The following is a 26,480-nucleotide window of genomic DNA, read 5'->3' on the forward strand; positions in this document are numbered from 1 at the left end:
TATGAGAGAAAAATTAAGAGTACTTGTAGAAGATAATACAACGAAGAAAGGCAAGTTATTCGATTATCTTATACAAGTTTTAATTTTATTTTCTCTTATTGCATTTTCAATTGAAACTTTACCTAACATTTCTAAAGAGACAAGAGCTTTTCTCGACTTTTTTGAAATGTTCTGTGTGATTGTATTTTCAATAGAATATCTGTTGCGAATTTATGTGGCCGAAAAACCACTAAAATATATTTTTAGTTTTTATGGTATTATAGATTTATTGGCAATTTTACCATTTTACTTAAACGGAACTTTAGATTTTAGAGCTTTACGTGCCTTTAGAGTGTTTAGAATATTCCGAGCTTTAAAGCTTATCCGTTATAATAAAGCATTACACAGATTCCATTTGGCAGCAAAACTTGTTAGAGAAGAAATTATTCTGTTTTTAATTGTCACAGGAATATTTGTGTTTATCGCTTCAGCAGGAATTTATCATTTCGAAAACGAAGCGCAACCGGAAGCTTTTGCTTCTATATTTCATAGTGCGTGGTGGGCGGTAGTTACACTTACAACAGTTGGTTATGGAGATGTGTATCCTATTACTGCGGGAGGAAAAATATTTACTTTTTGCATCTTAATAATTGGAGTCGGTATTGTAACCATTCCAGCCGGTCTTGTGGCAAGCTCGCTATCTAAAGCTCGAGAAATAGAGGAGAAAGAAAATGAAGATAAATTGATTAAATAATTAGATCTTGTAATCTTATAATTAAAGTAACTAACGTGTTAGCGATATCCTAATACGTTTTTTTTGTCATAAATTTAACAAGGGAATACCGGTTTGAGCGCTAACAATTTCTATTTTTATGCCTGAGATGGCCCAAGTAAAATCACAGCATTTATTCATACAATTTTTCAAGATTTTTAGTCTGGGAATACTCTTGTTGTTATCTCCTTGTTCGGTTAGGACTAGTTTGCAATTCGTTTTACAACTGGAACAAACAGAAGTTACTAGTAAAAGTAAAATAGCTCAATTAAATAGGAGCTGTGAGACACCTGAGACCTCACAATTAAATACTTCAGATTATAATAATGCGCAAGGCAAGATTGCTGGATTATTACCTTTAAAATCAAAGTACGTTGTTGCAGAATCTATAGCAGATTTAAAGCAACCAATTCTTTTTTGGGCACAAAGTAAACAAGTACGCCCATTAAAAATTCCACTTTACATTTTGTATAAAAATAAGAAAGATGTCATTTTAACGTAAGGATTAATACGTTTAAAACATTTTTTATTTTACAAAATATACAGTTATGAATACAAATATATCGCAGTCGTATACTACGGCTGGTATGTTCACACTCAGCTTACGTTTAGTTGTGGGGTGGACTTATTTTTCTGCCTTCTGGCGCAGATTAATATTAGCAAATAAATTAGATCCGGAAACAGCAGGTTATATTGGAGAAAAATTCAATCATTTTTTACCAAACGCTCTAGGTATTAAACCTATAATTCTTCATCTCGTTGAAAACCCAGATTCACTGTGGTGGGCCATGGCTAGTTTTACAATTATAGAAGGCATTGTTGGACTATTAATCATGCTTGGACTATTTACGCGTTTAATGAGTTTAGGTGTGTTTGGTTTGGCTATGGGAATTCTATTAGGATCTGGATGGATTGGCACGACCTGTCTCGACGAATGGCAAATTGGAGTTTTGGGAATCGCAACAGGATTTACATTGTTCTTAACAGGAAGCGGAAAATATTCCTTAGATCATTACTTTATGCAGAAAGAGTCTCCGTTTACCAAAAAAACGATATTTAAGTGGTTGGGTTCTGGTCCTCTTCCAATAGCAGAAAAATTGGTTTCTAGAGTTACTCTTTTTGGCGCTGTAGGCATATTGGGTTTAACTTTATTTACAAACCAATACTTCCATGGCGGCGTTTGGGGTACGTTACACAATAAATCTGTAAAGCCTAAAATTGAAATTTCTAATGCCCATATTAACAATGAAACATTAAGCTTTGAAGTTTTTAGAATTGAAGGTGTCGACGTGTATGGCTCTTTTCTCATCGGAATTGATGTAGTGAATCAGAATAAGACCTCTGTATTCTCTTTAAAAGGCGATGACTTGGCGCAGTTTAATACCAAAATGATTAATAACAAATATGTAGCGAAAGTGAAACCTGGCGCGCATAGTTTAATTATCCCTTTGGGGGCGAGAGCTGAATTAACGCTTGGGGATATAGAGCTAGAAAGAGCGACTACAGACCGTTATACCTTAGTTTTAACAGATATTAGTGGCATAACTTGGGAACAAGATATTGTGATAGATTAAGCTGTGAAAAATGCTTAAAACAAAAAACGTGTTAGAATCTCTAACACGTTTTTTTATGAGTTTTTTATTTGGATTAGTCTAATTCCCAACCAATGGTAGTTTGAAAAACATAATCGGTAGTTGATGCACCTTCAATAGGCTGACTGTCGAAGTTATGTGTTAACCCCAATTGCACGAAGAAATCTAATGGTAAATCGTATTTAACATTTAGGTTTAAATCGGTTCTTACACGATCGCTTTCTGTTAAACTAGGGTAAACTACAAACTTAGAGTATAGACTTATATCGTCATAATCAAACATGTTCAATTCTAAAGATAAAAAGGCCTCTAAACTGTTTTTTGTTTTAATAGATGGGTCTGTGTAGTTTTCATTGGTCCAAGCTAAACCTGTACCTGTTGCAAAATATACACGGTTGGAATGAATAAAATACTTACCAATACCTCCTTGTGTTGAAGAACGTAGTTTTAATAATTGTTCGTCGTTAGATAAGAAATCGGCATTTGCCAAAGCAAACCAATCATGTTTCATAAAGTATTTAGCTCCGATATTGGCATCGGTACGTTTGGTTTCATCTACATCGTCTTGATTACTTCTTACGGAGTTAAAACCTGCTGTAAATCCCCATTTATCTGCCGTGTAGCCCAAGTTACTTAAAATAGAAAACTGCGTTAAATTGTTGGTTTTAGCAAAATTAAATCCAATAGATAAACTAGCATCTACCCGAGAAATAAAATTACTTTTTATAGCTTTAATATACACGATATCTTCAATATCAGTTACCAATTCTACGTTATCCTGTACAAGTGTTACTTTTCCTTCTTCACCCGATGTAGATTTAAGATTACTGTTTATACGTCTTCCATCCGATAAACTCATGAGGTAGGTTTGGTTACTACTTACTTTTACAACTTCTTTCCATTTTACTTTAAAATCACTGTCACTATACGGTGTTTTAACGGTTAATACGCCTTTAGACATTTCTTTAATTTCTCCAATAAGTTTGTCGTTATTCTTAAGGACTAAAGTGTCGTTTTGAGCCTGAATTTGAGAAATAGATAAAATTAAAAAAGCTAAAAACAAGAAAAATTTACACCAATTTGATGTTTTAAAGCGTTCTAACATAGGTAGTTGATTTAGTTAATATTTAAGCTATAGTAATCGGATTTATTAGATCGGCGCGAAGATAATAAACTTTGTGGAAAATGAAGGCGGTCGAATATTTTATCTTAAATTTTTGTTAATAGCGATAAGATTAATTGTTTCTCGCGCATATAAAAAAAAGCATCATATCTTTTGATATATGATGCTTTACTGTGTTTTGAAATTTATTAAATTCTATTTTTTTCGCAGTTCAAAAATATCTTTTCGTCTATCTCTAAGGTTTTTAACGCTTCCAAATTGGTTAAGATTTCTAAGTAAGTCAATATCGACATCTGCTATTAAAATCATTTCGGTGTTTGGTGTTGCTTCTGCCTTAATTCCGTTTGCAGGAAAGGCAAAATCACAAGGCGTAAATACCATAGATTGTGCAAATTGTATATCCATATTGTGCACTTTTGGTAAGTTACCAACGCTTCCTGCAATAGCTACATAACACTCGTTTTCAATGGCACGTGCTTGTGCGCAATGTCTAACTCGAGAATATCCGTTTTGTGTATCGGTTAAGAATGGTACAAATAAAATGTCCATACCCTGATCGGCTAACAACCTACTTAATTCAGGAAATTCAGAATCGTAACATATTAAAATACCAATTTTACCACAATCGGTATCGAAAGCTTCTAGTTTGTAACCGCCTTCCATACCCCAAACTTTAGCTTCGTCTGGTGTAACGTGAAGCTTTTCGTAGCGTTCGGTAGTTCCATCTCGTCTACATAAATATCCTACATTATACAGTCGGTTATCTTCAGCGATTTCCGGCATACTTCCCGTAATAATATTGATGTTATAAGATATAGCCAGCTTAGAGAATCGCAATACGATCTCGGCAGTATGTTCGGCTAAATTTCTAATCGCATCAGGTTCCGATAAATGGTTGTCGTCTGCCATTAACGGTGCATTAAAGAATTCAGGAAACAAGGCGAAATCACTTCTGTATCCAGAAACGGCATCGACAAAATATTCTGCTTGTTGCATCAATTCATCCAGATCGTTGTAAGGACGCATTTGCCACTGAATTAACCCTAAACGCACAATCTTTTTTGTAGTAGCTGCTTTGGTTTCTTTCTTTTCGTAATAAATGTTGTCCCACTCTAAAAGCACAGCATAGTCTTCAGAATTGCTATCGCCTTCTAAGTAATTTTTAAGCACTCGAGTCGGGTGAAAATCATTAGAGATTTGAAAGTTTAAAACAGGATCGTGAATCTCTTTACGTTTTACTTTGTCTATATATTCTTTAGGTGAAAGTGCGCTAGAATATTTATGGTAATTTGGAATACGACCACCAAAGGCTAGACCTCTTAAATTAAGGCGCTCGCATAATTCTTTACGGTAATCGTAAAGACGTCTACCTAAACGTAAGCCTCTAAACTCGGGTTTTATAAACACATCTACACCATAAATAACGTCTCCATCTTTATTGTGCGTGCTAAACGTATAATTTCCTGTAATATCTTTATAGGTATGTGCATTGTCAAACTGACTATAATCTACAATTATAGACAGTGCGCAACCTGCAATTTGGTTGTTTATTTTAATAACAACTTGTCCTTCGGGAAATTGTGTGATTAAGGTTTCTATTTGATGTTCACGCCAATAAGAATCTGGCATGCTTGTGTACGACTCAATCATTGCGGCTTTAAGTTCCTGATAATCGTCAAGACTTAAATACGCTAATTCAATATTTTCAATATCTTCCATGAAAATCTGTTTACTAGTATTTTAGGGGCGAAATGTACAAATTAATTAATCAGCTTTATAAATTAAATTGAGGTGTTAACTTAATTTTTTCAGGCCTTCGTAAACCACTATTCCGACAGCATTTGCAAGGTTTAAGCTACGTACGTGTTCACTAAAAAGCGGAATTTTAAAAAGGTCGTTTTTATATGTTTCAATGAGATCTTTAGGAAGACCAACAGATTCTTTTCCAAAAATGAGAAACATATCATCTTCAAAATCGATGTCCCAATGATTCTTTTCTCCATGACTGGATAAAAACGCCATTTTTTTGTTTTCATTTATTTTGAAAAAATCAGCAATAGAATCGTAATATGTCACATTTAAATGTTGCCAATAATCCAGACCAGCACGTTTTAATCGTTTGTCGTCTATCTCGAAACCAAAAGGTTTTACTAAATGTAAGTTAGAGCCCGACGCCAAACTTAATCGACCAATATTTCCTGTATTATTTGGTATTTCTGGCTCAAAAAGAACAATATTTAATGGCATAGTGTAGTGGTGTAGTAATAGAAAAAAGACTTTCCGTTTTCTGAAAAGTCTTTTAATTTAATTATTTTTTTGATTGTTGATCCTTAATAGTTTTCTTATCAATATCGAACGTGTTAGTATCCTGATTGGTGTTTGCCGTAGGATTCGTTGGATTTGATTGTTCTGATTTCGGTGTAAATTTCTTTTTGTCTTTTATAATTCCCATAATATTTCTTTTTTTATTTATGTTTAAGATAAATAAAATCAGCGTATTAGGGTGTCAAGGTTTTATTAAACCTTTGTTAAGAGGTGTTAATTCCTATTTATTTGGCTTAATTCTAGATGTAAACTCTCCGATGTTTTTAATACCATGTTCTGTGATATACTTTATAAAAGCACTTCCAATAATGGCTCCTTTGGTATATGCTGTGGCTTGGTTAAACGTTTCTTCATTATTAATTCCGAATCCGATAATTTGTGGTGTTTTTAAATTCATATCAGAAATACGTTTAAAATAAGCGGTCTGCTCGTCTCCAAATCCAGACTGACTTCCAGTTACACTCGCACTACTTACCATATATATGAATCCGTTAGAGATATCGTCTATAAACGCAATACGCTCATTTGAGGTTTGAGGAGTGATTAAAAAGACATTTACCAATCCGTATTTCTCGAAAGTGTCTTGATAGTGGTCTTTATATTCGTTTACAGGTAAATCTGGAATGATAAATCCGTCGATTCCAATCTCTTGACATTTTTTACAGAAGGCTTCAACACCATATTGTAGCATGGGATTGAAATATCCCATAATTACTAACGGTATTGATACTGTTTTTCTGATGTCTTTTAATTGATCGAATAGCTTTGCTGTAGTCATTCCGTTTTTTAAGGCTTGCGTAGAACTAGCTTGAATGGTTGGACCATCGGCTAAAGGATCACTAAAAGGTAACCCGATTTCTATCATGTCTACACCGTTTTTTTCAAGGTCTTCAATGATGCTTACCGTATCGTTTAAGCTAGGATATCCAGCGGTAAAATATATAGACAATAACTTTTTGTCTTCTTGGAGCTTTTGATTTATTCTGTTCATAACAGTTTTATTTTTTTCAGTTGAATTAGATATACACTAATTCAGATAAATTCTTCTTATTTGTAAGCCTAAACTGGTTACATGTTCTCTATATTCAATTTAAAACCTTTTTAATGTGATGCTAAAACGAGTTCAGCATGACGATTTATTGATTTTTTAGTCTTAATTCGATATTAACACATCCGTCACCCTGAATTTATTTCAGGGTCCCATTATTTATTTTGTGTGATACTGAAACAAGTTCAGTATCACACTTCGATTTTATTTTCCACCTTTAGAGTTTACTAGAGTTTTAAAGTTGCGAGCGCTGGATTTTTCTGTCTTATAAGATTTAACTTCCAAACTCTTTTCCAATTTTTAAGCTGTTTTTCTCTAGCGATTGCTTGATTAATATCGCTAAATTCTTCAAAATAAATAAGGTCTTTAATATTATACTTTTTGGTGAAAACAGAACCTATACTATTTTGATGATTTGTTACTCTATTTGTCAAATTTGCGGTTACACCAATATAAAATGTTGTTCTATATGTATTGGTTAATATGTACACGAAACTTGATTTCATTTTTATTCTCTAGTGTGATGCTGAAACGAGTTCAGCATGACGTTACAATACATAATTTAATTTAGTTCATCTTCGTCAATCTGAACTTGTTTCAGATTCTCATTAGTTATCGTTCAAATTTTATTTTATGGCCTCACTAACGGATTACAATCTAGATTTTAAAATAATCAATATAATTCTGTAAATCCTTATCACCACGACCAGATAAACTTAATACAACGATCTCTTCTGGCTTGAATTTTCTGTTTTTAAATACGGCCAAAGCATGAGAACTTTCAATAGCAGGAATAATACCTTCTAACTTACAAAGTTCCATTCCAGCGTTCATGGCTTCATCATCTGTTATCGAGATAAATTCTGCACGACCAGTAGCAAATAAATTAGCATGCATTGGGCCAACACCAGGATAATCTAAACCAGCAGAAATAGAATACGGTTCAGTTATTTGTCCGTCGTCGGTTTGCATGAGTAAGGTTTTACTTCCGTGAATAATACCTTCTCTTCCTAAAGCTGAGGTTGCTGCACTTTCGCCAGAATCTACGCCTAAACCAGCCGCTTCTACAGCGATTAAATTAACATCGGTTTCATCTAAATACTGGTAAAAAGCACCTGCAGCATTACTACCACCACCAACACAAGCAATAACATGGTCTGGTTTAGTACGGCCTTCTTTTTCTTGTAATTGCCATTCCATTTCTTGAGACACTACAGATTGAAATCGTGCTACCATATCCGGATAGGGATGAGGTCCAACAACACTTCCAATAATATAATGCGTATCTACTGGATTATTAATCCAATCGCGAATCGCTTCGTTAGTCGCATCTTTTAACGTACGACTACCAGATAATGCCGGAATAACAGAGGCGCCTAACATTTTCATACGTGCAACGTTTGGAGCTTGTCTAGCGATATCTATTTCACCCATATACACAATACATTCTAAGCCCATAAGTGCACAAACCGTTGCCGTTGCCACACCATGTTGTCCAGCACCCGTTTCGGCAATAATACGTTTCTTACCTAAGCGATTAGCCATTAAAATCTGACCGATAGTATTATTAATTTTATGTGCACCTGTATGGTTTAAATCTTCACGTTTAAGATAGATTTTAGTATTGTATTTTTCGCTTAATCGTTTTGCGAAATATAGCGGAGATGGTCGCCCAACATAATCTTTTAGTAACTGGTCGAACTCTTCTTTAAATGAAGGTTCAGCCATAATTTTTAAATAGTTTTGGCGTAACTCTTCAACGTTAGGATATAGCATTTCCGGGATGTAAGCACCTCCAAATTCGCCATAATATCCTTTCTCATTTACATTGTAACTCATGGTATGTTGTTTTGCAGCTAGGTTGCTAAATAATTGCTTTTTAAATTGTTCTAAACGTTCAAAATCTTTGAGACCTGGCTCGATTTCAAATTTACTATTTACATCAATGGCATAACAATATTTTGATGCTTTACTTGTTGAAAATTCTAAAATAGTTTCTATTTCAGAATCTCCAATGCCTCCACTTAAAAAATATGGTTTTGTTGAAGGATACTGTTCTAGAATATTCCAGTTGAAAGTATATCCATTCCCTCCAGGAAGTTTACCTTTTGTATCGAAAAGGAAATAATCGCATACGGTTTCAAATGGTTCTAAAACATCAAAATTAAATTTATCCTTGATGGAAAATACTTTGATGATTTCAATATTTGGGAGTTGTTCCTTAATCGTTTTACAATAGTCCACCGCTTCCTCTCCATGAAGTTGAACAGCTTGTAAATTGTTTTTTAGAACAGTTGTGACTACGGTATCTGCCGAAGCATTAACAAAAACTCCAACTTTCTTAATCGCTTTTGGCAGATTTGGAATCTCTGTACTAATAAACCGTGCCGACTTATCGTAAAAAATAAACCCGAGATAATCTGGCTGTAGACTAGCTATAGCATTTATGTTATCGGGGAATTTCATGCCACAAACTTTTAGTTTCATAACTATTGGTTTAAGGCGTTTATAAATTCAGTAGCGCTTGCTCCTGCATTATCGGTTTTCATAAAATTTTCACCAATTAAGAATCCTTTATAACCATATGGTTGTAGTATTTTAATGGCTTCGATATTACTAATTCCGCTTTCAGACACTTGTACAAAATCGTTAGGAATTAATGTGCTTAACGCTTTACTAATCTCTAATGAGACTTCAAACGTTTTTAAATTTCTATTATTTACACCAAGCATGTCTATACTAGGCATTATCGACTTATGAAGTTCTTCTTCGTTATGCACTTCTAAAAGCACATCTAGATTTAAGCTTTTCGCTAATTCTGAAAACGTTTTAATTTCCTCACGCGTTAAAATAGCAGCGATAAGTAAAATTACATCTGCACCGTAAGCTTTAGCTTCAATAATTTGATAGGCGTCTATGATGAATTCTTTACGGAGTAATGGCAAATTACAACTGGCGCGAGCGGTAAGTAAATCGTCTAAACTTCCTCCAAAATATTTACCATCGGTTAAAACAGACATCCCGCAAACTCCAGCATCTTCGTAACCTTTTGCGACATCAAACACATTTAAATTGTGGTTGATAACAGATTTAGAAGGAGATCTTCTTTTGTGTTCTGCAATTATACAACTAGAACTTGCTTTTAAGGCTGTTGCTAAAGAATTTGTAGTTCGCGTAAATAATATAGATTGCTCTAATTGCTTTACAGGAATAAGCGATTTTCTTAAAGCAACTTCTTTGCGTTTATCGGCGACAATTTTATCTAAAATATTCATAGTATTATGCACTTAAATGGACTAATGTTTTGAATCGTTTTAAGGCTTCTCCAGACTGTAAAGATTCCTTAGCAGCGGCAAAACTATCGGTTATCGATGTGTCTTTTACCGTTTTTATGGCCATTGCGGCATTTGCGCAAACCGTATTGTTTTGAGCTTCTGTTCCGTTTCCTTGCAGAATATTCATAAAAATATCTGCTGCATCTTTAATGGTATCGCCTCCAAAAATATCTGATTGTTTTATTTTTTGTACTCCGAAATCTTCAGGAGATAACATGGTTTCAGAATGATTGGAAATGACTTTCGTTTCACTGGTTAACGAAATTTCGTCGTATCCATCTAAAGCGTGTAGAATCGTAAAATTCTTGTCTGTTTTCTGATATAAATAACCGTATAGTCTGGCTAATTCTAAATTAAAAACACCTACTAATTGGTTCTTTGGAAACGCAGGGTTTACCATTGGCCCTAACATATTAAAGAACGTTTTTACGCCTAATTCTCTACGAATTGGAGCAACATTTTTCATAGCTGGATGAAATAGAGGCGCGTGCAACACACAAATCCCCGCTTTTTCTAAACTGTTTTCTAAGAAGCCAGCATCGTTAGTGAATTTAATTCCTAAATGTTCCATAACGTTACTAGAACCAGAAATAGAAGAGACTCCGTAATTTCCGTGTTTCGTAACATGTACGCCTGCTCCTGCAGTAACAAAAGAAGCTAATGTAGACACGTTAAATGTGTTTTTTCCGTCACCTCCAGTACCGCATAAATCTATAGTGTTATAACCGGATAAATCTACCGCCAAGCATAACTCTAAAAGCGCATCTCTAAAACCTTCTAACTCGTCTGTAGTAATGCTACGCATCATATACACCGTTAAAAATGAGGCAATCTGACTTTGGTTATATTCACCATGAGAAATGTTGACCAGCACACGTTTTGCTTCTTCTTTCGAGATGTGCTCATCGTTTATAAGTCTGTTAAGTATCTGTTTCATAATTAACTATTTATCCAGTTTTTAAGCATTTGTTTTCCGTTAGGTGTCAACACCGATTCTGGGTGATATTGAACCCCACGAACATCGTAAGTTCTGTGACGTAGCGACATAATTTGTCCGTTTTCATCGAACGACGTCGCTTCTAGTACATCTGGTAATTTATTAGATACGACCCAAGAATGATAGCGCCCCACAGGGAAGGTCTTGTCGAAACCATCAAATAGTTTCTCGTCGTCTACACATAACGTAACATTTGTAGCCACACCGTGATACACATTATCTAGGTTTTCAATGCTTCCGCCAAAAACTTCGGCCATTGCTTGCTGACCTAAACACACGCCTAAAATACTTTTAGTTGGTGCGTAGGTTCTAATAATGTCTTTTAATAATCCAGCTTCATCAGGAATTCCTGGGCCGGGAGATAATACAATTTTATCGAAATTTGCAACCTCGTCTAAATCAATTTTATCATTTCGTTTTACGGTAACTTGGCATCCTAAATCTTCTAAATAATGTACCAAATTGTAAGTAAAACTGTCGTAATTATCTATAACTAATATATGTTTCATTTTGTACACTATTAAATATTTTTAGCTAAATCTATAGCCTTGGTTAAAGCACCTAGTTTATTGTAAACTTCTTGTAATTCGTCTTCTGGTTTCGATTTAGAAACGATTCCTGCTCCCGCTTGCCAGTGTAGTTTATGGTCTTTACTTAAAAACGTTCTAATCATGATTGCATGATTAAAGTTTCCGTTAAAATCCATAAACCCGATTGCTCCACCGTAAAATTCACGACTTGTTTTTTCGTATTTTTCAATCAGTTGCATCGCTTTATGCTTAGGTGCACCACTTAATGTTCCTGCAGGAAATGTGTCTGCAACTACTTGCATGGTAATTGTGTCGGCATGTTTTTTACCAATAACTTTACTTACTAAGTGAATGACGTGCGAAAAGAATTGCACTTCGCGATACGTATCTACAGTAACTTGGCTTCCGTGACGACTTAAATCGTTTCGTGCCAAATCGACAAGCATGACATGTTCGGCATTTTCTTTATCATCTTTTGCTAATTTTTTAGCAAGTTCTGCATCTTGTTCATCATTACCTGTACGCTTAAAAGTTCCTGCAATAGGGTGAATTTCGGCATTACCATCTTGTACAACCAATTGTGCTTCTGGAGAACTTCCAAAGATTTTAAAGGTGCCGTAATCAAAATAGAATAGGTAAGGGGATGGGTTAATACTTCTTAAGGCGCGATAGACATTAAAGTCGTCTCCCTTAAATTCTTGAGAGAATTTTTTAGATAATACCAATTGAAAAACATCGCCTCTAGCACAATGTTGTTTGGCTAAAACCACATTCTTTTTATATTCTTCGTCTGTTAAGTTGGAAGCAATATCGTCTTCTGGAGTAAATTGATAGGTGGCGAATTGATTTGACTTTATAAGCTGATTTAAATCATCGATATTATTCTCGCCATCGTAACAATGTGCAAAAATATAAGCTTCGTTATTAAAATGATTTATCGCGATTATGTTTTGGTACACGGCATAATATATATCTGGAATACCTAAAACCTTTTCTTTTTTAGTAATATCGATATCTTCGAAATAGCGAACGGCATCATACCCTATATATCCAAAAATACCATTATTTATAAATTTAAACTCTTCATTCTCGTCTGTTTTAAAACGTTTGGTAAAGTTGTGAATTTCTTCGGTAACCATACTGCGTTCTGTAATAGGTTGAGAAATGATTTCACCATTAGGAAACTCTTGAGTAATCGTTTCGTTTTGGACTTTTATTGAGGCAATCGGATTACAGCAGATGTACGAGAAACTGTTATCGTTAGCATGGTAATCGCTACTTTCAAGTAAAAGGCTATTAGGGAAACGATCTCTAATTTTTAAATAAATACTTACCGGTGTAATAGTATCGGCTAGTATTTTTTTGTAATGTGTGGTGAGTTTAAATTGTTTCATTTTTTTGTAATAAAAAAAGGCTTGTCGTGAATGACAAGCCTTGTTATTTTGAGTTTAAAATATACAATAGGTTTAGTTCACGAAGATTGAATTTCGAGAGCTCCACCACCAAGTAATATTTAAATTTGTGTTCAATTCTTTAATTATTTGATTCAAATATAGGAATGTAAATTTAGTTATCAAATTTTTTTAGAAGAAATTTAAAAAGAGAATTCCTGTAGGTCCGTAAAGTAATGCATAACACCACAGGAATTTAACTCATTCACACACTGTAACTAACAATTGAATTAGGAATGTTAGAATTTTAAAGACACATTTACATCAAATTCGTTATAAATGGCCTTGTCTTGTAAGTCGTCGAAAAAACTCGCCGAACCGTATCTAATACCGTATTTTGTTCTATCTATTTTAAAAGATGCTTTTGCCGAACCTTCTGCAACAGTCATGTTAAACGTTATTGGCTTTGTAATGCCTTTTACGGTTAAGTCTCCTGTTACTGTATAATCTGTACCTTGCCCTTTTACCTCGATAAATTTTAATGTAGCTGTTGGATATTTTTCTGTTCCAAAGAAATCATCGCTTTTTAAGTGACCATCTAGTTTCGCTTTAGATTTACCTTCAAGGTCGGTGGTGTTAATAGATGTCATATCCATAGTAAATACACCTCCAACTAATTGTTTGTCGTTAAATTCTAGAGTTCCATCTTTAAGTGTAAGGGTACCATCATGTTGTCCTGTAACTTTGTGGCCAGTCCAAGTAATCTGACTTGCTTTTACGTCTACTTTCTGTGTTTTTAATGTAGCGAACGATGCAAATGTTATCGCTAAAACTAATAACATTGCGCTTTTAAGGGTGTTTTTCATCTTTAATCTATTTGTGTTGGGTTACTATTTATAATGGGTTAATAATACTCTAGTTTTTCTGAGTTGCTTTTTGGTAGGCCAATTACGAGCGTAATTTGGTCAGTAAATAATTTAAGTTTTCGAGTTCTTCTACAGATAAATTAGTTGTTATATCGTCTTCGGCCTTATCTATTTTTGGATCAATATCGTGTAATAATTTAAGCCCCGATTCTGTAATAAATATGTCTACTTTTCTTCTGTTCTTTTCGCAAGTGAACCGCTCCACATATCCTTTTAAAATTAGCTTATCGACTAAACGCGTGGTATTACTCATTTTATTAATCATGCGATCCTGAATATCTTGAAGATTTGTAGGACTTCCTTTTTTTCCTCGTAAAATGCGTAGTACGTTAAATTGTTCGTTAGAAATGTCGAAACTTTTTAAAACAGGGTGTGTCATCTCTTTTATCCAAATAGCAGAGTATGCGATATTTAATACCGTTTTTCTATTTAATGGAATAGGTTGACTTGTTTTAAGGATGTCTTCTAACTGTTTCATGTACAATAATTGTATATACAAATGTATAACAGAATGTGATTTAAATGTATATCCTTTTATATAAATTTATGTTAAAGATTGGTGGTGGCTTTTTTGAATAAAGAGTAAATCATACTTAAAACAGTAATTATGTATATTGCTATGGTAGTAGAGCGTACCGGACTAGGACAGGGAGCGCTCGAATTAATAGTGATTGGGATCTTAAATTTTTGAATAAAAAGAATCGAATATGTAAGACTTCGGGATTTTATTCGATTATGTATTAAAGAAATTATAAATTTGTAACCAAAACTATATACTATTATGGCAGATTTAACACAAGAAGAATGGGTAGAGCAGTTAGCGAACGATAGCAATGCTGTGATTTTAGATGTTCGTACAGACGATGAAGTAGATCAAGGATTTATCCCAAACTCTAAACATATCGATTTCTATCTAGGACAAGAATTTGTAAATCAGGTAGACGAACTAGATAAGAGTAAGAATTACTATGTGTATTGCCGTTCGGGAGTAAGAAGTGGTAAAGCCTGTGAAATAATGGATCAGTTAGGAATCGAAAATTCGTATAATTTATTAGGCGGATTTAATGAATGGGACGGGGACGTTGCAGAGCGCTAAAAATAATAGATGAAAAAAATAAGTATACTAATTTGCTTTATATTACTGGTGTTAACATCATGTAATCACCAAAACAAAGGTGTGATTGAAGCCGTTACTGTAGAAGAAATGCAATCACTAATACATTTAGACGATGTGCAGTTGGTTGATTTAAGATCTAAAAAAGATCGGCTTTTGCAAGGGTATATCGAGAACTCACAACATATCGATTTTAATTCTGATACGTTTGAATCTGATATCGAGAATTTAGATAAATCAAAACCTGTCGCATTGTATTGTAACTCTGGAAAACGAAGTGCAGAATGTGCAGAAAAATTAATAGAAGCTGGTTTTGTTAAGATCTTCGATTTAAAAGGAGGTGTATCCGAATGGAAACACAAAGGCAAAGAACTGGTGCTAGATTAGATTTTATACTGTCTAGTAATATAAAAAAAAGCAGGATTAAATTATTTCTAATTTAATCCTGCTTTTTTTATATCAATTTCTGACGGAATTTTAAGACCTGCAAACACAACGACTTGATCGCCGATTAATATTACTTGGTAAACGCAATAGAATCTCCTTCTTTTAGTTGCCAAGCGTCGGCTAACCCTGCATTTACTTCTAAAACATACATTGCAGGTTTATGCGATAGTACAGTAGTTTCGTCCATGGGTTTAGCATTTCTAGCAATGGTTACTATGGTATTATTTGCTCCGATATAAATAATATCTAATGCAAATTGTGTATTTTTCATATAGAATCCGCGTGGTTCTTCATCAGGAAATATAAATAACATAGCATTTGTGTCTTCCATAGAGGATCTGTACATTAATCCTGTTTCACGATCGTATTCTGTATCGGCAATTTCAATATTTAGCGTTTTTATTATAGAGTCGGTTTTAGCCTTGTATAACTGTAATTCACCTTCTTTCTGGAATGAAATTTCGGTAGGTGCGATGTTTGCTTTTTTATCGTCTTTGCAAGAGGTGCTTAATATGCAAATAGCACATACACAAACTAAAAATTTAATCGACTTCTTAATCATAATATTTAGGCTTTTTTAGATGTTCCTTTATAGACAAACATAAAGTAGAATCCAACAATTATAAATGGTATACTTAACCATTGTCCTGTATTTAAGGCCCATGTTGCACGTTCGTCTACTTGTGCTTCTTTTACAAATTCTACAAAGAATCTAATGGTCCATAGTAATACTAAAAACAGTCCGAAGAAGAAACCAGGATTGTCTTTTTTATTGGTTTTAGTGTATAGCACCCATAAGATTAAAAAGACAAATACATAACAAGCAGCTTCGTATAATTGTGCAGCATGTCTGTAAGGAACAGCATCTAATAAGTTCTGAAATTGCGGATTGTGTGCAATAGCGTTATAAGCGCCTTTAGGATCTTTTATTCCTGTAAGTTGAACAGCCTCTCGTTTACTATATTCATCTTGAATAAAACGAACACCTAAATTAGAATCTGTTACTTTTCCAATAATTTCTGAATTGATAAAGTTTCCAATTCTAATAAAAATCGCACCTAGAGATACCGGGATTACAATGCGGTCTAAAATCCACATTAACGATTTGTAATTGTATTTCTTTCTATATAAATACATTCCTATAATAATACCAATAGCGGCACCGTGACTTGCCAAACCTTGAAATCCTGTAAATTCTAAAGTAGGATTTGTTCTAATAGGTAAGAAAATACTAAGAAAATCGTCCTTAAATAATTCAGGTTGGTAAAATATTACATGGCCTAAACGTGCACCAATCATAGTGGCTAGAACGGTGTAGATAAATAATGGATCTAAATATTCTAAAGAAACCTTTTCTTTTTCATAAATACGTTTCATAACGTACCATCCTAAAAGAAACGCGGTAACCCACATTAAACTGTAAAAGTGAAGTTGGAAATTACCAATGATTTCAATTCCTGAAGTAGGATTCCAATCGAATTTTAAAAAGTGCATAGTATTTAGTTTTCAATGCGTAAATATAGACATTTGCACAAGGATTAAAAAAGAATAGCGTGTTAAGGACTATTAAAATATAGGATTTGAAAGAATAATTTAAGGAACAGGATCGTAACCAGAACCACCCCACGGATTACAGCTTAAAATACGCTTTATGCTTAACCAACCGCCTTTTATAAGGCCATGTTTTGTAAGTGCATCTTTAGTGTAGTGCGAACATGTTGGATGGTATCTGCAAGACGCAGGTGTTAATGGAGATATAAGGGTTTGATATATCTTTATTAAGAATAAGAAAGGAGCTATTAATAACCGTTTCATAGTGATATAAAAAACGGACAAGTAAAAAATGCTTGTCCGTGTTAAGTGTTTAATTTGTCGAGAATGATGTACCGTCCTTACCGTCGTTTAGCTGAATACCAACGTTTGCAAGTTCGTCCCGAATTTTATCTGATAAAGCAAAGTCTTTATTTGCTCGTGCTTCTTGACGTAATTTTATAAGTAAATCTACAGCTCCAGTTAATTTGTCTTCTCCTGTATCTGTTTGAGATCCGTGAACTAAACCTAAAATATCAAATGTAAAGGTGTTCATGGTATCTTTTAATTCCTGTAAGTCTGATGCGGTAAGCGTTGCTTTTCCGTCTTTTAATTGATTGATAAGCTTAACGCCTTCAAATAAATTCGCAATTAATATAGGCGAATTAAAATCGTCGTTCATCGCATCGTAACACTTCTGTTTCCATTCTGAAATGGTTATTGAAGATGTGCCACTCGCCTTAAGTGTCTCTATATCTGAAATCGCATCCATTAATCTGTTAAACCCTTTTTCACTGGCTAACAATCCGTTATTCGTAAAATCTAAAACACTGCGATAATGAGCTTGTAACATGAAAAAACGAGCGACACTTGCACTAAAAGGTTGCGTGATGTTTTTGTTTTCTCCAGTGAAAATTTCTTCAGGAAGAATGTAATTTCCTGTAGATTTAGCCATTTTTTTACCATTCATGATTAGCATATTGGCGTGCATCCAATAGTTAACAGGTGTTTGGTGGTTGCAGGCTTCTGCTTGAGCAATTTCGCATTCGTGGTGTGGGAATTTTAAATCCATACCGCCTCCGTGAATATCAAAATGTTCTCCAAGATATTTAGTACTCATCGCTGTACATTCTAAGTGCCAACCTGGAAAACCGTCGCTCCAAGGCGAAGGCCAACGCATTATATGCTGTGGTTCTGCTTTTTTCCAAAGTGCAAAATCTTGAGGGTTTTTCTTATCTGTTTGGCCATCTAAAACACGTGTATTGTGAATTAAATCTTCAACGTTTCTTTTACTTAATTTACCATAATTGTTGGTTTCATTAAATTTTAAAACATCGAAGTACACAGAGCCATTAACTTCGTACCCAAACCCATTATCGATAATCGTTTTTATTAATTCGATTTGTTCAATAATGTGTCCTGTTGCCGTAGGTTCTATACTTGGCGGTAGAAAGTTGAATTTATTTAATATGTTATGGAAGTCTACCGTATAACGCTGTACCACTTCCATAGGTTCAATTTGCTCTATACGTGCCTTTTTAGCAATACGGTCTTCGCCTTCGTCTGCATCATTTTCTAGATGTCCAGCATCCGTTATATTACGAACGTAGCGTACTTTGTAACCTAAATGTTTTAGGTAACGAAAAATGGTGTCGAAAGACATAAACGTTCTCACGTTTCCTAGATGCACATTGCTGTACACTGTAGGTCCGCAAACATACATTCCAACATTACCGTCGGTTATAGGGGTGAAAACTTCTTTTTTCCCTGAAAGTGAATTGTAAATTTTAATGCTTTGTTGCTTGTATAGCTGAGGCATGTTTTTGCTGATTTAAAATTGCGTCTCTAATTTAATGTACTCGATGAACTCTCTACGCGTGTCCTTTTCTTTAAATTTTCCTCCGAATTCGGCGGTAACGGTGCTACTTTCTATATCTCTAATACCACGCGCATTTACACATAAATGTTTAGCATCTATAATACATGCAACATCTTCTGTACCTAAAACAGCTTGTAATTCTTTTACAATTTGCATGGTTAATCGCTCCTGAACTTGAGGACGTTTCGCGTAATAATCTACGATACGATTCATTTTAGATAAACCTACAACATTTCCTTTAGAGATGTAAGCGACATGTGCTCTACCTACAATTGGTAAAAAATGGTGCTCGCAAGTAGAGTATAGGGTGATGTTTTTTTCAACTAACATCTCACCGTATTTATACTTATTGTCGAAAGTAGACGCTTTTGGTTTGTTACTAGGGTTTAAACCGCTAAAAATTTCTTTTACGAACATTTTAGCAACACGATTTGGAGTCCCTTTTAAACTGTCATCGGTTAAATCTAATCCTAATGTTTCCATAATTTGGCGAACATTTCCGTTTATAGATTTAATTTTTTCTTCATCCGAAAGTTTAAAAGCATCTGTAACCATTGGTGTGTCTGTAGCACTTCCAATATGGTCGTCTCCATAAGCGTCAAACTCTTCTATATTATTATCAAATTTCATTTTCTAAAAAAATAATATTATTTTAATCTGCAAATATAAGTAATTCAGTTTTCTTTAAGTTTGAATTGGCTAACTTATTAATTGCTGTTTGCCAGTCAAAAAGAAACAGGTCTGCATTCAAGTAGAAAACAGACCTGTTTTAGATATTTTAAGTCGGCTTTATAAAGCGAAACTTACAGAAAATGTTAAACTCGATATTTTGGTGTCTAATGATGTTGCATCTGTTAAACCTACATTATAAAGTTGGTATTCCGAATCGCGTTGCGTTTGGTCGAAAGTAATATCCAATTTTGTAGTCCCAATGCTGTAACCTAATCCAACAGAATAGCCAGTTAAATCGCCAATGGTTTCTCCGTTTTTATACGGACTCTCTTCAAAGCGGTATCCGCCTCTAAAGCTAAGTTGTTTTAATCTGTATTCTCCACCTACAGCGAAAGACGAAGCACCTACTAATTCGTCACTAATAATTTGGTTTTGCGTATCAAAGTGTGAATTGTGCTCCGGTTTAAATTTTGAATTTCCGTAGTCTTTATACGCATAGTCAAAACTAATTAATCCGCTACTTCCAAAAATATAAGCCAAACTTCCAGACAGTTTACCTGGGGTTCTTAATTTGTATTCTGGATGTATATTAATAATTCTAGGATCTACAATTTGAGTAATATCTCTTCCTGCTTCTGTTCTAACGGTAGAAATATACTGAGAAGTTTCTTCTTCAATCGTATACCAGGTAGGCGAGTTGTAAGTGAATCCGACTCTTAAATTATTGGTTGCTTTGTAAATTGTTCCAACTTGGAATGAAAATCCGCCACCAATAGTAGATAAAGTGTTTTCAAAATCTACTTGCTTCACCATAGAGTTGAAATTAGAATTAGCTTCTTCCAAGTAGGTATAGCGATCGTAATTTATAAAATGAGTATTTAAATTAAGTCCTAAATATAATCTGTCGTTTACTTGAGAGGCGAAATTTACAGCAATTTTACCGTTGTATCCTGTTGCAGAATAAATATAGTGCTGATTGAATGTTCCTGGAGCAATATTGGAAGTGTATTCTGTATTGTCGTCTTCGAAGCTATTAGGTTGTAATATATAAGACTCGTATCCTAAATATGCCTGTTGATTTTCTGAACCGTAAAATTTTCCTATTTCAGAATAGGCTTGAGAGATTGTCTCATTAGATAAGGCTGAAATTTGATCTAAACGTTTTCCTTGTGCGTTCGATAAAAAATACCCGTCAATAGAATTGGTGTTTATGCCGTGTGAAGCCCAATCGTCTTTAAAATCTTGAGTTTTGTCATAGGTAATTGCCAAAGTGAATTTTTCGAAAGAACTATTCATATTTGGATTGTAGAACACGAAAGCTGTTCCTATTTGAGTGAATTCTGTAAACGAATGAGAAAAAGAATCCTGTCCGTTAAAAAACTGAGTGTCATTGTCTACATTTATATTGGTTAACGAGACCGACATAAATGTGTTATTAAATACTGCCGATCCTGCTGGGTTAAGGCTAGTCGCCGACAAATCGCCTCCTAATGCACCAAAAGCACCACTTAAGGCTCTAAATCTTGCAGATCCTACTATGTTATCTTGTGAATATCGAACGGCGTCAGTTATGTCTTGAGCATAAAAAGCAGGCACTGTAAAGATGCCTGCTAGAATAAAAACTATTATTTTAAAATTCATTATAAAAATTATGTTTTTTAATTATTTACTATCTACCACCGCTTCTTGACGATCTTGTGCTTGATCCTGAAGATCTTGAACTGCTAGAAGACGATCGTGTTGGCGTCGAGTAACTTCTGTTGCTACTTGAAGACGATCGGGTACTGCTATTGTAAGAACGGTTACTGCTATTGCTGTTATAACTAGGTTGCGTTCTACTATAAGTATTCGAATTGTTCGCTCTGGTAGAATTATAATTTCTACTTGTACGTGAGGTTTGGTACGATCTTCTAGTCGTACTATTAGATGTATTCGTTCTAGACTGACTATTTCTAGTTAGGTTTTGATATCGACTACTGCTATTATTTGTAGATACTTTGTTTCTGGTAGAACTATAACGTGTACTGTTTAAATATCTGTTATTCGAATTATAAGCTAAACCTCTTCTGTAGCCCATATTATTTCCTCGGTATCCATTGTGGTAATAACCGTGGTTCCAATATCCAGGATATCCCCAGTAACCACCGCCACCGTAGCCCCAGCCATAACCCCAGCCTCCGCCGTAGCCCCAACCTCCATAATAAGGAGGATAATAACCACCGCCCCAGCCCCAGAAAGGTCTGTTCCAGCCAGCATAACCCCAACCATAGCCGTATCCATAACCAAATCCGCCACCATACATAAACGGATCGTTATTATAAATAGTTACAGAAACACCATCTGTTTCCTGTCCCCATCCACCATAACCGTCGTAATCGTTTTGGTTGGTATAGGTATCTGTATAAGCATTACTTTGGTATGTTTCTACATCTGTAAATACAGAATCTTGTTCCATCTCGGCATTATAACTTTCAATTTCTTGATTTTTATCTTTGAAATAGTTTTTATAATACACATTTTCTGCAGTGTCATAATCGTCGTATACCACAACTCTGTTGTTAGGTGTGCCGTATATTCCATCGTTATTTTGCTGTGTATAATAACCTTGAGAACTTCCACATGATGAAAGCACAAGCAAGCTACAAAGCATTATAAAAAATGGAGCCTTTTGTCTTAATGTATCTTTATATCTCATATCGGGAGTGAATTTATTGTTGAACATAACAAAAATAGTTAGTTTTGCTGAACTATTTAATGTATTTAACATAGTGGCAATATTTATGCCACAACTAAGATATGAGTAAAAAACTTACAAAAAGAGCAGAAGACTACTCCAAATGGTACAATGAATTGGTAGTAAAGGCTGATTTAGCTGAGAATTCAGCAGTTAGAGGATGCATGGTTATTAAACCATATGGTTATGCTATTTGGGAAAAAATGCAAGCCGAATTAGATCGAATGTTTAAAGAAACAGGACATCAAAATGCATACTTTCCACTATTTGTGCCTAAAAGTTTATTTGAAGCTGAAGAGAAAAATGCAGAAGGTTTTGCAAAAGAATGTGCGGTAGTGACACATTATAGATTGCAAAACGATCCTGACAATCCTGGAAAATTACGCGTAGACCCAGAAGCAAAACTAGAGGAGGAGTTGGTTGTTAGACCTACCAGTGAAGCTATTATTTGGAATACCTATAAGGGATGGATTCAATCGTATAGAGATTTACCGTTGCTAATTAACCAATGGGCAAATGTTGTACGTTGGGAAATGCGTACCCGTTTATTTTTACGTACTGCCGAATTTTTATGGCAAGAAGGGCATACAGCTCATGCTACCGAAGCAGAAGCTATTACGGAAGCGGAGTTAATGAATAATGTCTATTCGAACTTTGCAGAAAACTTTATGGCAATTCCTGTTATAAAAGGTTTAAAAACGGAAAGCGAGCGTTTTGCGGGAGCGGTAGAAACCTATTGTATTGAAGCACTAATGCAAGACGGAAAAGCATTGCAAGCAGGAACGTCTCACTTCTTAGGTCAGAATTTTGCAAAAGCATTCGATGTTAAATTTACTTCTAAAGAAGGAAAGCAAGATCACGTTTGGGCAACATCTTGGGGAGTGTCAACTCGTCTTATGGGGGCTTTAATCATGACGCATAGTGATGATCATGGTTTGGTATTACCTCCAAATTTAGCGCCAAACCAAGTGGTAATTGTTCCTATATATAAGACAGACGAACAATTTGATGAGGTTTCCGAAGTGGCTAATACAATTATGGGTGACCTAAGAGCTAGAAACATTTCTGTAAAGTATGATAATCGTACAACCTTTAGACCAGGTGCAAAATTTGCACAACATGAATTACAAGGCGTGCCTTTGCGAATTGCGATAGGACCTAAAGATCTTGAGAATGGTACTGTGGAGTTGGCTAGACGTGATACCTTAACTAAAGAAGTTGTGGCATTAGATGCGCTTGCCGAAGTTGTAGAAGGGTTAATGACTACCATACAGAACGATCTTTATAAAAAGGCATCCGATTTTAGAGCAGAACACACTACTAAAGTGGATACTTTCGAGGAATTTAAAGATGTTTTAGAAAAAACTGGAGGTTTTATTTTAGCGCATTGGGATGGGACAAATGAGACCGAAGACAAGATAAAAGAGATTACTAAGGCTACAATACGTTGTATTCCAGAAGATTCGGTAGAGGAGTCTGGGGTGTGTGTGTTTAGTGGAAAGCCGTCTAACAGACGTGTGTTATTCGCAAAAGCCTATTAATTTTAATTTTTTTTCAAAAAACTTTCATTTGTTGTTGTGACATTCAAAAAAGGTTGTATATTTGCACCCGCAATGGGATAATTGTTAACAACAAATCACATTGAAAGTTTTTTGAAAAAATGTTTTGCAAATAAGAAATTAAGTTTTATATTTGCACACTCAAAAAAATAATGGCCCGTTCGTCTATCGGCTAGGACGCCAGGTTTTCATCCTGGTAAGAGGGGTTCGATTCCCCTACGGGCTACAATCATTTAATAAGAAAAGATCAAAATGGCAAATCATAAGTCATCGTTAAAAAGAATTAGAAGTAACGAAGCTAAACGTTTAAGAAATAAATATCAGCATAAAACGACTCGTAATGCTATTAAGAGATTACGTGATGCTGAAACAAAGGAAGATGCACAAGCGTTATATTCTAACGTAGTATCTATGATCGATAAGTTAGCGAAGAAGAATATAATTCACGTTAACAAAGCGGCAAACCTTAAATCTGGTTTATCAAAGCATATCGCTGCTCTTTAAGACATTTAGTTATATAATAACAGAAAGCTTCTCAGAAATGAGAGGCTTTTTTGTGTTTAATATATTTCTAAAGACCGACAGTAATATTTTGAAGTTAAGGTGGGGACGTATTAAACTAAACATGGTATCTCTGCTATTGGCCTACGGTTGTGAATTAATCAATATTACAGTGGTAAGGGATCTAAAAGCCCTTATAGATGCCAATTTTAGGTTCTTTTATATTCGGTTAAATAGTGGTGTAATTAAGTGTAATTGCATTTACAATTGTATAAGGTAATATATCTTATATTTTTTTGTTCTTGACTCCGCTCGAGCACCCTGAAGAAACAAGCGTTTTACTATTTTTATCTTACATATAACCTTTTTGAGATTACTCCGATATTTTTTAATAAAATAATGTAATGTTTGTTTTCGTTCTCGACTCCGCTCGAACACCCTAGATATTCAAGGCGGTTTGCTGTTTTTATTTTACACATCTCTTTTTTGAGATTGCTTCGATATTCTTTTATAAAATAATGCCTGTTTTTGTTCTCGACTCCGCTCGAACACCTTAGAGAGATAGATCGTTTTAACCTGGTTTATCTCACAAATAACTTTTGAGATTACTTCGATATTTTTTAATAAAATAATGTAATGCCTGTTTTTGTTCTCGACTCCGCTCGAACACCCTGTATAGATAAGACGTTTTGTTGTATTTTATCTCATGCATAACTTTCGAGATTGAGCCCTACATAACTATTGTATAAAAATTGTAAAAGGAATTCAGAAGTAGTTAAGAGCAATATGCCTTTAAGCCGTAAAATTGAAATAAAAAAAATCTCAGATTATTTAAATCTGAGATTTTTAATTTTAAGAGTAATCTACTTTAAAAGTGTGGATACTCTTTATTTGTGAATTTGGTTACTCAATAATAACGCGTTTGCTTGCAGACGTTCTGTCTGCTCCAATAACTTTAAGAATATAGATACCTGAAGCCATTTCAGAAACATCTATTGCACTATTAACTAAATTTGAAGTAGAAAGTACTCGTGATCCAATGACATTGTATAATTCTACTGAATCTATTTTAGTTCCGTTTCCTGATGAAATGTTAATGCTTGAACTTGCAGGGTTAGGGAATACTTTTAAGTTTGATGCGAATTCATTCTTGTTAATAGATAACGTTTCTCCTTCATTCGTTAATTGAACAGAATAAATAAACGTTTCGTCTTCACCGGCAGACCACGTATATTCTTTATCGTCTACAGGAGGCGTTGTAGCTCTACCAATACCTCTAAAAAGTAATGCGATACTAGTCTCGTCTCCACTTTGGAAATCTATTTCATAGAAGTGACGATCTTGATCGCCTGGATACGATCTAATTTCTGTTACTATATTATTTGCAGGTAATTCGGCAACCGTAATATCCGAATACCCAAAACCACTTTGAGGCGCAGCTTTTGGATCTACATCAGCATCGTAATATTGAACAGTGTAATCATCAGAATACCCAGAACCCTTAAGAATTCTTATTTCTATTTGGCTTGGTTCATTTGCCTCATCTCCTTTAGAGTTCACTCTAGCTTCATAAGTAAGCTTGTAGTTTCTACCTGGGATTACAGCAACTTCTTGGTACATTAAATCAGATTCAAAATCATCAAATTTAATAGCGCGTTTAGTTGTTTCTTTTTCTTCATCGGTTAAACCTGTGGTTGAGTTTTCCGCCTGGTCTCCTAAATCTTTGTTTATCCATTGCGAACATGAGCAATCAGAACCAGAGCTTTTTTCTATTTGGTTTAAATTCCCATTTTGGATAGTTGGTTGCTCATTTTGAGCAAATACAGATAATGATGCCACTAGGCATAGTGAAAGTAAAGTTTGTTTCATAGTTTTTGATTTTAAAAGTTATGATATTTGTTTTTTTTGATTGGATAACCAATCTGGTTAACCAAATATATAAAAAAAAGTAATGCAATCATTTTTTATTTTTAAAATCGTAATAAAACATATAAAATTTATTGAATTTGATAGATTAATCCGATTT

Annotated in this window: 28 protein-coding genes, 1 tRNA gene and 1 pseudogene; 8 read left to right on the forward strand and 22 right to left on the reverse strand. The window is 34.5% G+C overall.

Going from position 1 to position 26,480, the window contains the following annotated elements; translation table 11 throughout:
- Position 1 precedes the first annotated feature (1 nt).
- The 3 genes from AC0UBM_RS16665 (at position 2) to AC0UBM_RS16675 (ending at position 2,325) form a co-directional block, all read left to right on the forward strand.
- The gene (locus tag AC0UBM_RS16665) at positions 2 to 733 is read left to right on the forward strand and encodes an ion transporter (protein WP_434036830.1); all 732 of its coding nucleotides are present in this window, start codon (positions 2 to 4) and stop codon (positions 731 to 733) included.
- A gap of 127 nt (positions 734 to 860) precedes the next feature.
- A complete protein-coding gene (locus AC0UBM_RS16670; RefSeq protein WP_475689392.1) occupies positions 861 to 1,253 on the forward strand; it encodes a hypothetical protein in 393 nt (130 codons plus the stop codon).
- Positions 1,254 to 1,299: 46 nt separating this feature from the next.
- On the forward strand, positions 1,300 to 2,325 hold the full coding sequence (locus AC0UBM_RS16675) for a TQO small subunit DoxD (protein WP_475689393.1): 1,026 nt from the start codon (positions 1,300 to 1,302) through the stop codon (positions 2,323 to 2,325).
- Between the two features lie 73 nt (positions 2,326 to 2,398).
- On the opposite strand, the gene AC0UBM_RS16680 is transcribed toward AC0UBM_RS16675, so the two are convergent.
- From AC0UBM_RS16680 to AC0UBM_RS16745, 14 genes and pseudogenes are all read right to left on the reverse strand, one after another.
- The gene (locus AC0UBM_RS16680) at positions 2,399 to 3,448 is read right to left on the reverse strand and encodes a DUF481 domain-containing protein (protein WP_475689394.1); all 1,050 of its coding nucleotides are present in this window, start codon (positions 3,446 to 3,448) and stop codon (positions 2,399 to 2,401) included.
- A gap of 213 nt (positions 3,449 to 3,661) precedes the next feature.
- Complete coding sequence (locus AC0UBM_RS16685) at positions 3,662 to 5,185, reverse strand: carbon-nitrogen hydrolase family protein (RefSeq protein WP_038531717.1); 1,524 nt, start codon at positions 5,183 to 5,185, stop codon at positions 3,662 to 3,664.
- A gap of 75 nt (positions 5,186 to 5,260) precedes the next feature.
- Positions 5,261 to 5,713, reverse strand: coding sequence for a tRNA (cytidine(34)-2'-O)-methyltransferase (locus AC0UBM_RS16690; RefSeq protein ID WP_475689395.1), 453 nt, complete (start codon positions 5,711 to 5,713; stop codon positions 5,261 to 5,263).
- A 61-nt stretch (positions 5,714 to 5,774) separates the two neighbouring features.
- A complete protein-coding gene (locus AC0UBM_RS16695; RefSeq protein ID WP_169740923.1) occupies positions 5,775 to 5,918 on the reverse strand; it encodes a hypothetical protein in 144 nt (47 codons plus the stop codon).
- Positions 5,919 to 6,011: 93 nt separating this feature from the next.
- Positions 6,012 to 6,782: a tryptophan synthase subunit alpha gene (trpA, locus tag AC0UBM_RS16700; protein ID WP_475689396.1), complete on the reverse strand. Its 771-nt coding sequence runs from the start codon at positions 6,780 to 6,782 to the stop codon at positions 6,012 to 6,014.
- A 284-nt stretch (positions 6,783 to 7,066) separates the two neighbouring features.
- Entirely contained in the window at positions 7,067 to 7,345 is a 279-nt protein-coding gene (locus AC0UBM_RS16705; RefSeq protein ID WP_475689397.1) for a GIY-YIG nuclease family protein, read from the reverse strand.
- A gap of 151 nt (positions 7,346 to 7,496) precedes the next feature.
- On the reverse strand, positions 7,497 to 8,678 hold the full coding sequence (gene trpB, locus AC0UBM_RS16710; protein ID WP_475689461.1) for a tryptophan synthase subunit beta: 1,182 nt from the start codon (positions 8,676 to 8,678) through the stop codon (positions 7,497 to 7,499).
- 51 nt (positions 8,679 to 8,729) lie between these two features.
- Positions 8,730 to 9,326 (reverse strand): annotated as a pseudogene (locus AC0UBM_RS16715) (phosphoribosylanthranilate isomerase); the annotation flags it as partial.
- Between the two features lie 2 nt (positions 9,327 to 9,328).
- Entirely contained in the window at positions 9,329 to 10,114 is a 786-nt protein-coding gene (gene trpC, locus AC0UBM_RS16720) for an indole-3-glycerol phosphate synthase TrpC (RefSeq protein WP_475689398.1), read from the reverse strand.
- A 4-nt stretch (positions 10,115 to 10,118) separates the two neighbouring features.
- Positions 10,119 to 11,111, reverse strand: a complete 993-nt coding sequence (trpD, locus tag AC0UBM_RS16725) for an anthranilate phosphoribosyltransferase (RefSeq protein WP_038531707.1) — start codon at positions 11,109 to 11,111, stop codon at positions 10,119 to 10,121.
- 2 nt (positions 11,112 to 11,113) lie between these two features.
- Complete coding sequence (locus AC0UBM_RS16730; protein WP_038531705.1) at positions 11,114 to 11,680, reverse strand: anthranilate synthase component II; 567 nt, start codon at positions 11,678 to 11,680, stop codon at positions 11,114 to 11,116.
- Positions 11,681 to 11,691: 11 nt separating this feature from the next.
- On the reverse strand, positions 11,692 to 13,095 hold the full coding sequence (locus AC0UBM_RS16735; RefSeq protein WP_475689399.1) for an anthranilate synthase component I family protein: 1,404 nt from the start codon (positions 13,093 to 13,095) through the stop codon (positions 11,692 to 11,694).
- A gap of 296 nt (positions 13,096 to 13,391) precedes the next feature.
- Complete coding sequence (locus tag AC0UBM_RS16740) at positions 13,392 to 13,958, reverse strand: YceI family protein (protein WP_475689400.1); 567 nt, start codon at positions 13,956 to 13,958, stop codon at positions 13,392 to 13,394.
- 82 nt (positions 13,959 to 14,040) lie between these two features.
- Positions 14,041 to 14,496: a MarR family winged helix-turn-helix transcriptional regulator gene (locus tag AC0UBM_RS16745; protein ID WP_475689401.1), complete on the reverse strand. Its 456-nt coding sequence runs from the start codon at positions 14,494 to 14,496 to the stop codon at positions 14,041 to 14,043.
- A gap of 303 nt (positions 14,497 to 14,799) precedes the next feature.
- Here AC0UBM_RS16745 and AC0UBM_RS16750 point away from each other — a divergent pair, with 303 nt between their 5' ends.
- Positions 14,800 to 15,114 carry a rhodanese-like domain-containing protein gene (locus AC0UBM_RS16750; RefSeq protein ID WP_475689402.1) on the forward strand — a complete coding sequence of 105 codons (315 nt, stop codon included), beginning with the start codon at positions 14,800 to 14,802 and terminating at the stop codon, positions 15,112 to 15,114.
- 9 nt (positions 15,115 to 15,123) lie between these two features.
- Positions 15,124 to 15,519 carry a rhodanese-like domain-containing protein gene (locus AC0UBM_RS16755; protein ID WP_475689403.1) on the forward strand — a complete coding sequence of 132 codons (396 nt, stop codon included), beginning with the start codon at positions 15,124 to 15,126 and terminating at the stop codon, positions 15,517 to 15,519.
- A 130-nt stretch (positions 15,520 to 15,649) separates the two neighbouring features.
- On the opposite strand, the gene AC0UBM_RS16760 is transcribed toward AC0UBM_RS16755, so the two are convergent.
- From AC0UBM_RS16760 to AC0UBM_RS16790, 7 genes are all read right to left on the reverse strand, one after another.
- Complete coding sequence (locus AC0UBM_RS16760; RefSeq protein WP_475689404.1) at positions 15,650 to 16,141, reverse strand: DUF192 domain-containing protein; 492 nt, start codon at positions 16,139 to 16,141, stop codon at positions 15,650 to 15,652.
- 5 nt (positions 16,142 to 16,146) lie between these two features.
- A complete protein-coding gene (gene lgt / locus AC0UBM_RS16765) occupies positions 16,147 to 17,073 on the reverse strand; it encodes a prolipoprotein diacylglyceryl transferase (RefSeq protein ID WP_414035190.1) in 927 nt (308 codons plus the stop codon).
- A gap of 99 nt (positions 17,074 to 17,172) precedes the next feature.
- The gene (gene yidD, locus AC0UBM_RS16770) at positions 17,173 to 17,394 is read right to left on the reverse strand and encodes a membrane protein insertion efficiency factor YidD (RefSeq protein WP_382384663.1); all 222 of its coding nucleotides are present in this window, start codon (positions 17,392 to 17,394) and stop codon (positions 17,173 to 17,175) included.
- A gap of 49 nt (positions 17,395 to 17,443) precedes the next feature.
- Positions 17,444 to 18,928, reverse strand: coding sequence for a cysteine--tRNA ligase (gene cysS / locus AC0UBM_RS16775; protein WP_475689405.1), 1,485 nt, complete (start codon positions 18,926 to 18,928; stop codon positions 17,444 to 17,446).
- 12 nt (positions 18,929 to 18,940) lie between these two features.
- A complete protein-coding gene (folE, locus tag AC0UBM_RS16780) occupies positions 18,941 to 19,618 on the reverse strand; it encodes a GTP cyclohydrolase I FolE (protein WP_414035192.1) in 678 nt (225 codons plus the stop codon).
- A 159-nt stretch (positions 19,619 to 19,777) separates the two neighbouring features.
- Positions 19,778 to 21,301, reverse strand: a complete 1,524-nt coding sequence (locus tag AC0UBM_RS16785) for an OmpP1/FadL family transporter (RefSeq protein WP_475689406.1) — start codon at positions 21,299 to 21,301, stop codon at positions 19,778 to 19,780.
- A 28-nt stretch (positions 21,302 to 21,329) separates the two neighbouring features.
- Positions 21,330 to 22,427 carry a hypothetical protein gene (locus AC0UBM_RS16790; protein WP_434036814.1) on the reverse strand — a complete coding sequence of 366 codons (1,098 nt, stop codon included), beginning with the start codon at positions 22,425 to 22,427 and terminating at the stop codon, positions 21,330 to 21,332.
- Positions 22,428 to 22,456: 29 nt separating this feature from the next.
- Between AC0UBM_RS16790 and proS the strand changes: the two genes are divergently transcribed.
- From proS to rpsT, 3 genes are all read left to right on the forward strand, one after another.
- Positions 22,457 to 23,935, forward strand: coding sequence for a proline--tRNA ligase (gene proS / locus AC0UBM_RS16795; protein ID WP_475689407.1), 1,479 nt, complete (start codon positions 22,457 to 22,459; stop codon positions 23,933 to 23,935).
- A 172-nt stretch (positions 23,936 to 24,107) separates the two neighbouring features.
- Positions 24,108 to 24,179, forward strand: a tRNA-Glu gene (locus tag AC0UBM_RS16800).
- Between the two features lie 26 nt (positions 24,180 to 24,205).
- Entirely contained in the window at positions 24,206 to 24,457 is a 252-nt protein-coding gene (gene rpsT, locus AC0UBM_RS16805; protein WP_414035196.1) for a 30S ribosomal protein S20, read from the forward strand.
- Positions 24,458 to 25,357: 900 nt separating this feature from the next.
- On the opposite strand, the gene AC0UBM_RS16810 is transcribed toward rpsT, so the two are convergent.
- Positions 25,358 to 26,323 carry a T9SS type A sorting domain-containing protein gene (locus AC0UBM_RS16810; protein ID WP_434036811.1) on the reverse strand — a complete coding sequence of 322 codons (966 nt, stop codon included), beginning with the start codon at positions 26,321 to 26,323 and terminating at the stop codon, positions 25,358 to 25,360.
- Positions 26,324 to 26,480: the final 157 nt, after the last annotated feature.

The sequence above is a fragment of the Formosa sp. F44 genome (assembly GCF_056238645.1).